Origin of the sequence: Halomonas sp. M20, from assembly GCF_020622265.1 — a bacterium.
Taxonomy (GTDB): Bacteria; Pseudomonadota; Gammaproteobacteria; order Pseudomonadales; family Halomonadaceae; genus Modicisalibacter.
On sequence record NZ_JACNMQ010000005.1, the window covers coordinates 103,755 to 117,337 of the forward strand.

11 protein-coding genes are annotated in these 13,583 nt (G+C 58.0%); 9 read left to right on the plus strand and 2 right to left on the minus strand.

From position 1 onward, the window contains the following. Position 1: 1 nt before the first annotated feature. Positions 2-742: a carboxy-S-adenosyl-L-methionine synthase CmoA gene (cmoA, locus tag H7850_RS13640; RefSeq protein WP_227370140.1), complete on the minus strand. Its 741-nt coding sequence runs from the start codon at positions 740-742 to the stop codon at positions 2-4. Positions 743-882: 140 nt separating this feature from the next. Here cmoA and pgi point away from each other — a divergent pair, with 140 nt between their 5' ends. The 9 genes from pgi (at position 883) to H7850_RS13685 (ending at position 12,325) form a co-directional block, all read left to right on the plus strand. Next, positions 883-2,553 carry a glucose-6-phosphate isomerase gene (pgi, locus tag H7850_RS13645; RefSeq protein ID WP_227370141.1) on the plus strand — a complete coding sequence of 557 codons (1,671 nt, stop codon included), beginning with the start codon at positions 883-885 and terminating at the stop codon, positions 2,551-2,553. A 28-nt stretch (positions 2,554-2,581) separates the two neighbouring features. Beyond that, positions 2,582-3,208 (plus strand): YqiA/YcfP family alpha/beta fold hydrolase, encoded by a 627-nt coding sequence (locus H7850_RS13650; RefSeq protein WP_227370142.1) that lies wholly within the window; start codon positions 2,582-2,584, stop codon positions 3,206-3,208. A gap of 83 nt (positions 3,209-3,291) precedes the next feature. Continuing rightward, positions 3,292-5,172 carry a DNA topoisomerase IV subunit B gene (gene parE / locus H7850_RS13655; RefSeq protein ID WP_227370143.1) on the plus strand — a complete coding sequence of 627 codons (1,881 nt, stop codon included), beginning with the start codon at positions 3,292-3,294 and terminating at the stop codon, positions 5,170-5,172. Between the two features lie 192 nt (positions 5,173-5,364). Next, positions 5,365-7,614: a DNA topoisomerase IV subunit A gene (gene parC, locus H7850_RS13660; RefSeq protein WP_227370144.1), complete on the plus strand. Its 2,250-nt coding sequence runs from the start codon at positions 5,365-5,367 to the stop codon at positions 7,612-7,614. 7 nt (positions 7,615-7,621) lie between these two features. Then, a complete protein-coding gene (gene serB / locus H7850_RS13665) occupies positions 7,622-8,590 on the plus strand; it encodes a phosphoserine phosphatase SerB (protein WP_227370145.1) in 969 nt (322 codons plus the stop codon). Between the two features lie 75 nt (positions 8,591-8,665). Further along, the gene (locus tag H7850_RS13670) at positions 8,666-10,348 is read left to right on the plus strand and encodes an HD domain-containing phosphohydrolase (protein WP_227370146.1); all 1,683 of its coding nucleotides are present in this window, start codon (positions 8,666-8,668) and stop codon (positions 10,346-10,348) included. A 164-nt stretch (positions 10,349-10,512) separates the two neighbouring features. Further along, positions 10,513-11,577 carry a M4 family metallopeptidase gene (locus H7850_RS13675; RefSeq protein WP_227370147.1) on the plus strand — a complete coding sequence of 355 codons (1,065 nt, stop codon included), beginning with the start codon at positions 10,513-10,515 and terminating at the stop codon, positions 11,575-11,577. Continuing rightward, entirely contained in the window at positions 11,574-11,948 is a 375-nt protein-coding gene (locus H7850_RS13680; RefSeq protein WP_227370148.1) for a protealysin inhibitor emfourin, read from the plus strand. The genes H7850_RS13675 and H7850_RS13680 overlap by 4 nt, the downstream gene beginning before the upstream one ends. 95 nt (positions 11,949-12,043) lie before the next feature. After that, positions 12,044-12,325 carry a TIGR02647 family protein gene (locus tag H7850_RS13685; protein ID WP_227370149.1) on the plus strand — a complete coding sequence of 94 codons (282 nt, stop codon included), beginning with the start codon at positions 12,044-12,046 and terminating at the stop codon, positions 12,323-12,325. 162 nt (positions 12,326-12,487) lie between these two features. Here the strand turns inward: H7850_RS13685 and H7850_RS13690 are convergent, their stop codons facing one another. Continuing rightward, the gene (locus tag H7850_RS13690) at positions 12,488-13,486 is read right to left on the minus strand and encodes a hypothetical protein (RefSeq protein WP_227370150.1); all 999 of its coding nucleotides are present in this window, start codon (positions 13,484-13,486) and stop codon (positions 12,488-12,490) included. Positions 13,487-13,583: the final 97 nt, after the last annotated feature.

The following is a 13,583-nucleotide window of genomic DNA, read 5'->3' on the forward strand; positions in this document are numbered from 1 at the left end:
CTCACTCCTTGAATGCAATCATCGAGGCAAAATTCAGATACTGAAACCAGGTGCTCACCCGTGTGAAACTGGCACGAGACAAGCGGGCGCGGTGGGTATCCAGGGTGTCCGGCACCAGTACGTTCTCAAGTGCGGTGCGCTTCTGACTGATTTCCAGATCGCTGTAGCCATTGGCGCGCTTGAAATCGTGATAGCGCTCCACCAGCCAGGCGTTTTCCTGCTCGTCTGCGGCGATGATCTTCTCCGATAGTACCAGTACGCCGCCGGGTTCGAGTGCATTGAACAGCTTGCCGATCACCGCATCGCGATCCGCCGGCGGCAGGAATTGCAGGGTGAAATTGAGCACGATCATCGCCGCGGGCCGGTAATCGAGTTGGCGAATGTCACCTTCGAGAATCTCGATACGATGTTCAGGGCACTCTTCACCCAATGTAGTGCGGGCGCGCTCGACCATGGCCGGTGAGAGATCGACACCGGTGAGAGTGAAGGCCTCCGGCGGTAGGCGTCCTGCCAATGCCAGACCGACGGCACCCAAAGAGCAACCCAGATCGTAGACGTGGCCGCCCTGGCGCAAATGACGCTCGGCGATAATGCCGAGCATGCCGAGGATTTGCCCGTAGCCGGGTACGGAGCGGCGGATCATGTCGGGAAAGCAGGCCACGACCTGTTCATCGAAGGAAAACGATGCAACCCGGTCTAGGGGTGTGGTAAACACCGCGTCACGGTAAGATGCAAAACTCATGGAAAATCGCAATCTATTGAATGATAGGCAGCATGCAGTGCCACTATTTTACGTGGGGTTTGGTAATGTTGCACTCGCGAACATCGTGACCGATGCGATAAAAGACAGCCTTCGACTTTGCTTTCAAGGAGAGATGCTTGATGACTTCAAGAACCCCGATCGATCGTCAAACTGCCTGGCAGGCGCTTAAAGAGCACGCCGACGCCATGCGTGAGACTCATCTCAAGGATTTGTTCAACGAGTCGCAAGGCCGTCACAGTGATTTCTCGCGGCAGGCAGCGGGGTTGATGCTGGATCTTTCCAAGCAGCGCTGGCGCACCGAGACCCTGGATAAGTTGCTGGAGCTAGCCCGTGCCGCCGAAGTGCCCGAGGCAATCAAGCGTTTACTTGCCGGCGAGCGGGTCAATCATTCGGAGGATCGTCCGGCGCTGCACACGGCTCTGCGTCTGCCGGCGGATGCGCGGCTCGAGGTAGAAGGAGAGGATGTAGTTCCCGCGGTGCACAAGACGCTTGATCATATGGAGGCCATGGTCGATAAGTTCCTGTCCGGTCAATGGCGGGGCGCTACCGGCAAGGCGATTACCGACGTGGTCAACCTGGGGGTCGGCGGCTCGGATCTGGGGCCCTTGATGGTCACTCATGCCTTGGCCGATTATCAGCTTCGCGATGTGCATCCTGTGGCGGTGCATTTCGCTTCCACCATGGACGGCTCCCAGCTGGCGGATTATCTGGACCGACTCAGTCCCGAAACCACCCTGTTCGTGCTCTCGTCGAAGTCCTTCACCACTATCGATACGCTCTCCAATGCGCGTACCGCCCGGGATTGGCTGCTGGGGCATCTGGGGCACAACGATAACGACAAGGCGCTGGTGATGCGCCAGCACTTCATCGGCGTCTCCGCCAGTCCTGAAAAGATGTGCGAATGGGGCATCAGCGAAGCCAACCAGCTAGAGTTCTGGGAGTGGGTCGGTGGGCGCTATTCCCTGTGGGGCGCTATCGGTCTGCCCATCGCCCTGACCGTCGGTATGGATAATTTTCGCGCCTTACTGGGCGGTGCCCATGCCATGGATCGCCATTTCGCCAGCGCCGAACTTTCCGATAATTTACCGGTACTGTTGGCCCTGGCGGGTATCTGGAACGTCAACTTCCTGGACATTCGCGCTCATTCGATCCTGCCTTACGACGGTCGCCTGGAGTTTTTCGCAAGCTACCTCGAGCAGCTCGAGATGGAATCCAATGGCAAGTCCGTGACCAACGACGGCGAAAAGGTCCACTACTCCACCTGCCCGGTACTCTGGGGGCAGTTGGGGCCCAACGCTCAGCATGCGTTCTATCAGTTGCTCCACCAGGGCACCCAGGCGGTGGAGTGCGATTTCATCGCGCCGATGCGTCGCTACGACCAGGTCGAGGACGAGGCGACCCGTCAGCATTTGAAGGCCCAGCACCGCCTGACTCTGGCCAACTGCTTCGCCCAGTCACGCCTTTTGATGCTGGGGGACGACGCCATCGACGATGACGGCCCGCGCCCCAGCCACAAGCGTTATCAGGGCAACCAGCCCTCTACTACGTTGCTGCTCGAGCGTCTCACGCCGACTACCCTTGGAGCGCTGGTAGCGCTTTATGAGCACAAGGTGTTCGTGCAGGCGACTATCTGGGACATCAACCCATTCGACCAGTGGGGGGTGGAGTTAGGCAAGAAGATCGCGACTCAGACGGAACAGATACTGGCTTCCCATGAGGGGCTTGAAGCCCTGGATGCCTCCAGCCGAGGCTTGATCGAAGCGGTATGGCGTACGGAAGATACTATTTGATACTGTCTATTCGTACAGGTTTTGCGGTATGCTGAACGGCCAGGAAACGAGGCCTCCGGTGGATGCCGTGCTTTATCTGCACGGCTTCAACAGCGGTAGCGAATCGCCCAAGGCGCAGTTGATGCGGGCTGCCTGCAAACGGATCGTTCATCAGGGAAAGGCGCTTCCCTGCAGTACGCCGCAGCTGCCTCAGCGCCCACAAGCCGCATTCGAAGCCGCTCAGGCGGCGCTGGAAGCGCTGGGTTCGAACACCTTGGTGGTGGGCAGTTCCATGGGCGGTTTTCTGGCCTCTTGCCTGGCGGAGCGTTTCGATCTTGCCGCGGTACTGCTCAATCCGGCGGTGCGACCGGCGCATTTGATCGATGAGCTGCTGGGTACGGAGTTCGTCAACGATTATACCGGAGAGCGTTTCACGGTGGATGCCGCTCATGGCGAAGAGCTGGCAAGGCTTGTGCCGCCAAGGTTGGACCCGGGACGCTATCTGCTGCTGCTGGGAACCGCCGATGAAACCCTGGATTGCCGCGATGCCTTCAAGGCTTATACGGGCTGCCGTACTCTCATCGAGCCCGGTGGCGATCACGGCTTCAGCCGTATTGAGAAACACCTGCCGGCGATACTGGCCCAGGGCGGGCACTGCTTGACACCCTATTCATGAGGCATATATCTGAATCCTGATATCAATATTGAGGCATCCTTGCCGATAACCCTAGTCAACGTCGACAGCACTCTGGATAACGCATGACGCAATACAGCGCGACATCGATTGAAGTTCTCTCCGGACTCGACCCGGTTCGCAAGCGCCCGGGCATGTATACCGATACCACCCGCCCCAATCATCTGGTTCAGGAAGTCGTCGATAATAGCGTCGATGAAGCCCTCGCCGGGTATGCCAGCGAGATTCGCCTGCGCTTGCTCGAGGATGGCGGCATCGAGGTCGCCGACGACGGGCGCGGCATGCCCATCGATATGCATCCGGAGCATGGCGTATCCGGGGTCGAGCTGATCCTGACCAAGCTGCACGCCGGAGGCAAGTTCTCTCAATCGAGCTATCGGTTTTCCGGCGGTCTGCACGGGGTCGGCGTTTCCGTAGTCAATGCGCTGTCCCAGCGCCTAGAAGTAGAGGTTTGCCGGTCAGGTGAGCGACATGCCATTGCTTTCGAAAAGGGTGAAAAGGTCGAGGAGCTTTCGGTCATCGGGAGTTGCCCCAAACGTGCCACCGGTACCCTGGTGCGCTTCTGGCCCGAGGTTGGCTACTTCGACTCGCCCAAGCTCTCGCTGCCACGGCTGAAACATCTCTTGCGGGCCAAGGCGGTGCTGTGCCCGGGGCTCAAGGTGGTGCTCGTCGAGACCGACGGTGCCGAGAATGTCTGGCAGTACGAAGACGGCCTGCGGGATTATCTGGCCCAGGCCACGGATGGATTTGAAGTGCTGCCGGCATCGCCCTTCATCGGCCATTTTGCCGACGAGGAGCAGGCGGTGGACTGGGCGATTCAGTGGCTGCCGGAAGGCGGCGAGCCAGTGCTGGAAAGCTACGTCAACCTGATTCCCACGCCCCTGGGCGGCACTCACGTCAACGGTCTGCGCTCCGGGTTGCTCGAAGCGCTGCGGGAATTCTGCGATTACCGCAGCCTGCTGCCTCGCGGCGTCAAGCTCTCCGCGGAAGATCTCTGGGAGCGGGTCTCCTACGTGCTCTCGGTGAAGATGCTCGATCCGCAGTTCGCTGGGCAGACCAAAGAGCGGCTCTCATCCCGAGTCGTGGCTGGGTTCGTCTCCGGTGTGGTCAAGGACGCCTTCTCGCTATGGCTCAATCATCATGTCGATCAGGCCGAGGCCCTGGCCGAGTTGGTGATCAGCGCAGCCCAGCGGCGCCAGAAAAGTGCCAAGAAGGTGGCGCGCAAGAAGATCACTTCCGGGCCTGCATTACCCGGCAAGCTGGCGGATTGCTCGGGCCAGGACCCTGCAGCAAGCGAGTTGTTTCTGGTCGAGGGCGACTCTGCTGGTGGCAGCGCCAAGCAGGCAAGAGCTCGGGAAACCCAGGCGATCCTGCCGCTGCGGGGCAAGATTCTCAATACCTGGGAAGTCGAGTCTCACGACATCTACGGCTCCCAGGAAGTCCACGACATCGCCGTGGCCATCGGCATCGACCCGGTCAGCGACGATCTATCCAAGTTGCGCTATCACAAGATCTGTATTCTCGCGGATGCGGACTCCGACGGCTTGCATATCGCGACGCTGCTGTGCGCATTGTTCATGCGTCATTTTCCGGCGCTGGTGGATGCGGGTCACGTATTCGTCGCCATGCCGCCGTTGTATCGCATCGATCTGGGCAAGGAGGTCTTCTATGCTCTGGATGAAAGCGAGAAGTCTGCGGTGCTCAAGCAGCTGGAGGGCAAACGCGGCACCCCCAACGTGCAGCGCTTCAAGGGACTCGGCGAGATGAGCCCGCTGCAGCTTCGCGAAACCACCATGGCGGTGGATACTCGGCGGCTGGTGCAACTGACCCGGGAAGAGGGGGACGGCACCGGCGAAATGCTGGATATGCTGCTGGCCAAGAAGCGAGCGTCGGATCGCAAGAACTGGCTCGAAGATTACGGCAATCTGGCCGACATAGAGGTATGAGTGGATGAGCCTTTCTGCGCTCGGCCAGGCGGTGTTAGCCGCTGCGCGCCAAATGCTCATTTACACCAGTAAACTCCGCGTTGTCGCGCAGCGGCTGCCTACCCTGGCCTTCGCTCGAAGCGGCTCTGCGACTAAAAGAATTACCGCCAAGCTGAAAGTAGGCGAGTGCAGCCACTTTCCTAAGGTGAACCAATGACCATAGATGTTCATGTAGAAGAGGGCGACGTCGAGCGTCTCTCGCTTCGCGAATACACCGAGAAGGCGTACCTCGACTACTCGATGTACGTGATTCTCGATCGTGCCTTGCCGCATATCGGCGACGGCATGAAGCCAGTGCAGCGACGCATCATCTACGCCATGCGCGAACTGTCCTTGAACGCTAATGCCAAGTACAAGAAGTCGGCGCGCACCGTGGGCGACGTGCTAGGCAAGTTCCATCCCCACGGGGATAGCGCCTGCTACGAAGCCATGGTGCTGATGGCTCAGTCCTTCAGTTACCGTTATCCGCTGGTGGATGGCCAGGGCAACTGGGGCAGCCCGGACAACCCCAAGTCCTTCGCTGCGATGCGCTACACCGAGGCGCGACTGTCGAAGTTCTCCGAGGTGCTGCTGGCCGAACTAGGCCAGGGCACCGTGGATTGGATGCCCAATTTCGACGGCACCATGAACGAGCCGGCGGTACTGCCGGCGCGGCTGCCCCATGTGCTGCTCAACGGCGCCACCGGCATTGCCGTGGGCATGGCCACGGACATTCCCCCCCACAACGTGAGCGAAGTGGTGGAGGCGACCTGTCATCTGCTGCGCAATCCCGAAGCCAGCGTCGGTGATCTGCTCAAGTACGTGCCGGCGCCGGACTTTCCCACCGAGGCGGAGATCATCTCTTCTCGGGAGGATCTGGCCAAGCTCTATACCGGGGGGCGCGGTTCGGTCAAATTGCGGGCCCGCTACAGCCTGGAAGACGGCAATGTGATCGTCACCGCGGTGCCCTATCAGGTCAGTGGCTCCAAGGTATTGGAGCAGATCGCCGCCCAGATGCAGGCCAAGAAGCTGCCCATGGTCGCCGATCTGCGTGACGAGTCGACACATGAAAATCCCACGCGACTGGTGATCGAGCCGCGCTCCAATCGTATTGATATCGAGGGTCTGATGGCGCACCTGTTCGCCACCACGGATCTCGAGAAGAGCGTTCGCGTCAATCTCAATATCATCGGCCTCGATGGGCGCCCACGGGTGATGCCGCTGGCCGACATGCTTGGGGAGTGGCTGCGTTACCGGCGTGCCACGGTGCGTCGTCGCCTCGAACACCGCCTGGGCAAGGTCGAGGATCGCCTGCACATCCTCGAAGGCTTGCTGGCGGCGTACCTCAATCTTGACGAAGTGATCCGCATCATTCGCGAGGAGGACGAACCCAAGTCCGCGCTGATTGCCGCCTTCGATCTATCGGATCGTCAAGCGGAAGCCATCCTCGAGCTGCGTCTGCGCCATTTGGCCAAGCTCGAGGAGATGAAGATCCGCGGCGAGCAGGATGAGCTCAAGGCGGAGCGTAAGCGTCTCAAGAAACTGCTTGGCGACGACAACGCTCTGACCGATCTCATCGAACAGGAGCTGCGGGAAGCAGGCAAGGAACACGGCGATGCTCGCCGTTCGCCGATCGTCGAGCGTGAAGAAGCCCGGGCGCTGTCCGAGGTCGAATTAATGGGCGCCGACCCCATTACCGTCGTACTCTCGGAAAAAGGTTGGATTCGTAGTGCCAAGGGTCACGAGATCGACCCGGCAGGGCTGGGCTTCAAGGCCGGCGACCGTTTTCAGCTGGCGGCCCGGGGCAAGACCAATCAGCCCCTGGTGTTGCTCGACGACAGCGGCCGCGCCTATACGCTGGCCGCGCACAATCTGCCCAGCGCTCGCAGCCAGGGCGAGCCGATCACTGGCCGCGTCAATCCCGGTGCCGGTGCGCGTATGGTCGGTTTGATGCTGGCACCTCCCGAGAGCCGCTATCTACTGGCCTCGGACGGTGGCTATGGGTTCGTCGTCAAACTCGAGGATCTGACCGGCAAGAACAAGGCTGGCAAGGCGGCTCTGTCGCCGCCCAAAGGCTGTAACGTGCTTTCCCCACAACGGTTGCCGGAGAGTGAGGGAGCGCGTGTTGCGCTGGTTTCCAACGAGGGGCGCATGCTGCTGTTCGGACTCGATCAGCTATCCGAGATGAGCAAGGGAAAGGGCAGCAAGATGATCGATATTCCCGGTGCCCGAGCTGCGCGACGAGAGGAATTCGTGCGTGATCTGGTGGTATTGCCGGAAGGGGCGTCTCTGGTGATTCATGCGGGCAAGCGCAAGCTGACATTGAAGCCGAATGATCTTGTCTATTATGCCGGGGAACGGGGGCGGCGCGGCAGCAAGTTACCGCGAGGCTTCCAGAAAGTCGATCAACTGGCCGTGGAATAAAACGCTCATGACGCAAAAGACGCTGATCCTGACCCTACTGGCACCACGCCTTTCTGCCGATGTTATTACTGAGGTTGATGAACTGATCGCTGATCAGGGCTTGAGCGTCGAACAGCGCGATTGGCTTGCCGGTCGCGCGTTGCCGGAAGGCGGGTTGCCGCCTCACGGCGCCTGTATCGAATTTCGACTGCAGGGCGACAATGTCGATATTGAATCCCTGCGTGAGAAAGCGCTGGCGTTGGCTGCTCTGCTGGGCGTGGATCTCGCGGTTCAGGAGGATTCCATCTGGCGCAATCAGCGTCGTCTGGTCTGCTTCGATATGGATTCAACTTTGATCAAGGCCGAGGTCATTGACGAGCTGGCGCGTCGCAACGGTGTGTTTGAGGAAGTGGCGGCGGTTACCGAGAGAGCCATGCGCGGCGAATTGGATTTTAAGCAGAGTTTTCGTGAACGCATGGCGAAACTCGAGGGGCTCGATGAAGAGGTGCTCCTCGAGATCGCCGATAATCTGCCGCTGATGGATGGAGTGGAGCGCTTGATGAGGCATCTCAAGCGACTAGGTTATTACACCGTCATCCTGTCCGGGGGGTTTAGCTATTTTGCGCGCTATCTTCAGAACAAGCTGGGTTTCGATGAAATTCACGCCAACGAGCTGGTAGTCGTAAATGGGCGAGTGACCGGAGAAGTGCGGGAGCCGATTGTCGATGCCGAGCGCAAGGCGATGTTATTGCAGGATATCGCCGAGCGGGAGGGGCTGAGCCTGGAGCAGACCGTCGCCGTAGGCGATGGGGCCAACGATTTGAAGATGCTTGGGGTTGCCGGGCAGGGCATCGCCTACCGCGCCAAGCCGCTGGTACAGCGTCAGGCCAGACAATCGATTTCGACGCTTGGATTGGATGCTGTGCTGTATCTGCTAGGGCACCGCCAGGACGATCTACAAGACAAGCACATGCCGGGTACTGCAAGACGTGACTAACAGAAATAATGCCATGACGAGCTGCGGATAAAAGTGTATGTCGGTATCTGCAGGACGAAATAGAGAGTGGAAACGATGAATGAAGCGCCTTCTCGGGTAGAGCACGCCGGCGAGATGGAAAAGCTGCTGGACGCGATGAGTCACCCCGGTTCGGTGTTGCTGACCTTCGATGAACAGATGATGACACCGGCCAATGTATTGTTGGCGGATGTGATTGTCGGCGAGCAACTGATCGTCGATGTGACGGCGTCACCGGACGTTGCCGGCGCGTTGTCGGACCAGCACGCCTTTCGCCTGACAGGGCAAGCCCACGGCGCGATGGTGACGACGCCACCCTTGATTGCTGAACCTCTCAACGACGTGCCCGGGCGGCTACGATTCGGCTGCGCATACCCGGATAGGCTCGATGTCTGGCATCGGCGCAATGCCTTTCGTGCCGAGCTGGATGCGAGCATGAAGGTTGCCGTGACTATCGATATTGAAGGGCAGAAAACGCCGCTGGCCGGTAGATTATCGAATCTTTCCTTGGGGGGGTGTCTGCTTGAAATTCCCTTGAGTGATGCAACCAAGTTGCGCTCGGGCCAGATATTGTCTCGTCTCGAAGCAGTCTTCCCTAATGGGGAAAATTTCGCCATCCGTAGCGAAATTCGGCATGTGCATACGGATAGCAACTGGAAGCGTGCGCTCATTGGCTGTGAATTCAGCATGATGACACCGAAATTCGAACGTTTGATCTGGTTTCTGGTCAAGGAGATCGAGCGGGAAAGGGCGCGCAAGTCTGCCTCGTCGATGGATGACTCCTTGAGTCCTTCAACACTTTTTCAGACAGGCTCAAGGCAGACTCAAGCGCCGCCTTCTCGGCGGCCTCGGGCGGAATATGCGACGCCTATGGCTCGCCGTCTTGCCAAGATAGCCGACTATCTCAATGGTCAGATGGTCCAGCTGCAACAGGGTGAGACGATCGACAGCACGCTGTTATCCAGCCACAGCGACAAGCTGTTGAGCCTGCTCGAAGAGAATCGTGAGGCCTTGCTGTTCGCTATCGTTTGCCTGCACCGCGATCCCTTGCCGGTGCAGCATGGCTTGAGCGTCGCGATTCGCCTCGCGGATCTGTCCGGCTCCCGGGATATACCTCGCAAGTTGCTCAAGGCCGTTGTCGCCACGGCCATGGTGCACGGTCTTGGCAAGGTACTATTACCCGATAGTCTTCTCGAAAGCTCGAGCTTCGATCAGCAGCAGCACGAGCAGCTCGCTGCCCATGTGGCGATGATTCGCGAACGCCTGATAAACTGCCGCTGGCTTGAACCTCAGGTCGTTCAAAGCATCATCGGCGAGATCAATGAGCGTCTCGATGGCAGTGGCTACCCACGACAACTCAAGGGCGGTGACCTCTCGACCTTGAGTCGCATGGCCATGGTGGTCGATGCCATCGACGCCATGAGTCGTCCACGCCCGGATCGTCCCGTCTGGTCAATAGAAGAGATCTATCGCCACCTGCTGAACAATGATGCGCTTTACGATAGCGTCTGGGTTCAGCGCTACATTCGCCACTTCGGGTTATATCCCATCGGCAGCCTGGCACGTTTCTCGACTGGAGTGCATGGCTGGATTCAGCGTCTCGATGAGAATGGGGCGCCATCGCAGATCGCCGTAATCAGCCCTACGCCTCAAATATACAAGGGAAGGGACGTTGCATCCTTAGGCGCTATCGAGACCTTGTTGAAAGCGCCGGCCCCGGAGTTGCTGCCGCAGCAATAAGTCAAATAAGCACCCTCTCAGCCCTGTTGCAATAAAGGAAAGAATAAGTAGTAAGAGCCAGCAGTAAAAAAGCATGGGAACTCTCGAGGATGACGTTGAGTCGCATCGAAATGAATAGTCGGCGCAGAGAGCCGTATCGATTGTTTGCCACGAGGATCATGCTGATGAGTAAGCCGAAAGTTAACTCACTCCGTCCCGGGTTCATGCCACCCTTCATTCTCGAACGTATCGCTTCATCTCGAAGCGATACGCAACTTCAGAGCCGTGTTCAGCGAACTCTTGAAATGGATCGTTACTTTCGCGACCAGCGAAAGCCGGATGTCGCCAGTGCAATGGCCATGCCCCTGGGCAGCCCGCAACCCGGCCAAGCAGCCCGCTATATCTACTCTGCCGAGTATCAAGAGGTACTGCCCGGAACCCTGGTGCGAGAAGAAGGCCAGGATGAGACCGGGGATCCTGCCGTCGATGAAGCCTATCGCTGGCTCGGGGTGACCTATCGTTTTTTCTGGGATGCGCTGCAGCGCAACTCCATCGATAACCAGGGTATGCCGCTACTGGGCACGGTGCACTATGGTCGGGATTATGAAAACGCCTTCTGGAATGGCGCCCAGATGGTGTTCGGCGACGGTGACGGCGAGTTCTTCAATCGGTTCACCAAAGCACTGGACGTAGTAGGCCATGAACTGGCCCATGGTGTCATCGAACGAGAAGCGGGGCTTGTCTATACCTATCAATCAGGGGCGCTCAACGAATCCCTTGCGGATGTCTTCGGCAGCCTAACCGAGCAATATCATTTCGAACAAACGGCCGCTGAGGCGGATTGGTTGATCGGCGCGGAGCTGCTGACCGATCGTGTTCAGGGGCGTGCGCTGCGCTCCATGGCGGCGCCGGGCACGGCTTATGACGATCCCGTTCTAGGCAAGGATCCTCAGCCCTCGCACATGAACGATTTCGTCGAGACGGAAGAGGATAACGGTGGCGTACATATCAACTCCGGCATTCCCAATCATGCTTTCTATTTAGCGGCTATGGCTCTGGGAGGGTATGCTTGGGAGACTTGCGGCCTCGTCTGGTATGACACCTTGCTGGATTCGCGCTTGATGCCTGAGAGCGACTTTGTCACCTTCGCTGCATTGATCGTTGAAAACGCCGATCGCCGCTTTGGCTCCGGAAGCCGAGAGTCCACCGTGATACGCGAGGCCTGGCAGGCAGTAGGGGTGATCCCATGAATGAAAAATCGCCAGACGAACTGAAGAAAGCTCAGTTGAAAACGAAGAGTGTCGTTGCCATTCGTCGTGAAGGCGGGGTAGCAGCTTTCCCCGGCTTGATGAAGCCACGCAAGATCCAATGTGCCGATTGCACGGATGAGCAGCGTCGGGAGCTGGAAGACGTGCTGAATCTGGCAGCACGCACCAGTAGCGATACACCCGCCCCCGGCGCCGACCGTCGTGTATTTCATGTTCATGTCGAAGAACCACAACATCAGGATGCGGCAGAACCCGATTTCTGCGTGTGGTCTCTGAGTTTGAATGAAGAAGAGACACCTGAGGCGCTGATTGCGCTATGGAAAAGCGGCATGCCGGCCAATGGCGATCAGTAAACGACGCGGCACTCGTTCGGAAGAGGAGGTTTAATTCGAAATTTTAGCCTAGATTAAGTATACGTCTTCACTAACCTAGACTCATCGAGGTGGTCATGCGCTACAGCCAGGAAATACTGGAAGAATTAAACGTGCTTTGTCTATTCAATCTGTCGACGACCCAGGAGGGCATCAAGGTTCACTCCAGTGCCGAACCCGCCAAGATAGAGGCGGCACAGCGTTTGTACGAGCGCGGTCTGGTGACTCAGGCAGATGGCGGCTATCTCACTGGCCTTGGGCGTGACGCCGCAACGCAGGCCCAGGATCTATTGACCATTTTCAAGACTGCATCCACATCCCCTAGCAATTCTGCTGCAAGCGCTGACTCCAATACTTGATTTGAGTTTCTCGATGTCGGGAATAATAGCAAGCAATCAAGGTTCTTTTGTAGGACTGAAGCTCTTCTGCAAACCAGTCCCTGTGGAATAGTCTGCAGGGACTGGCTGTGTAAGAACTACTACTTAGAAACTTCTATTCGAGGACTATCATTAGCGCGCGTTTCAGTGACGCACGCCAGCGGCAGGTAGGTGTTTCGGGCTTCCGATCATGCCGCCGACAGCTGCTGCGATGGCACCAAGGATCATGGCGATGGAGGCCCACAGAGCCGCCGAGGAAATGGCGGATGCCATAGCGTCACTTGCCTGAATGGCTTTTTGCTTGGCTTGCTTCGCAGCCTCCTGGGCCTGATTAACTGCCTTCTGCGACTGTTGTATCCAGCGATTGGCGATATTTTTAGCTTCCTCGGGGCTTTTATTGGTACGATCCGCGATGACGCTGGCCAAGGCTTCGGGATCTACTTCCTGAGCCGTTTGCTGCAGCGACGAAAACATTTTATCAAGGGATTGATCGATATCGCTGATGGCGTCTCCGGGCGTTTTCGCAATATCCTTTGCGGTCTGCTGAGCGGTCTGCGCTGCCTCTTGGCCTTCTTCACGTAGTTCACCTGGCTGTAGATCCTGGGTATCAGTCTGCTGCAGCATCTGTCGAGCTTCTTGTTTGATACTCTGGAAGCTTGTGTCTTGCTGTTGAAGTGCCTGCTTTGCGGCTTGTTTGGCTTCCGGGGCCAATTCTGAAACACCTTGTGCCGCCAGGGAAAAGCCTTGACCGATCACACTGGTAGTCGCACTAAGCACGTTACCCACTGCCGAACCCATGAGCCAGAAGGTCAATAGCGTCATCAAACCCCAGGTCACGGCACCGTGTATGATACCGTCGATGGTTTGCGGCATGCCCGCTAGGCGTCCTGCCACCCAGCCACCGGCGAACAAAGCGATCAAGCTGCTGATGGCAAGCCATATCCCTGCTCCCATACCAATACCGCTCAACGGGTTTTTCTCTGTGGCTGGATCAACGACGCCTGCACCAAGGGAAAGTCCAAGCATGTTGAGCAATAGTTGAATCACCAGGGCGATGACAACACCCGCTAGAATGGCCCCCCATGAAATGCGTCGCAAAGACGAGGCGTCCTTGTCTGTTCTATTGGATCGATAATCTTCCATGTCGTCGGTTCCTTGTTACAGTTGATTCATACAAGTTCATTGGTCCCACGGCTAAATAGTAGTCGGTATTCGCCTTCACATAAGAGAAAAGTAATCA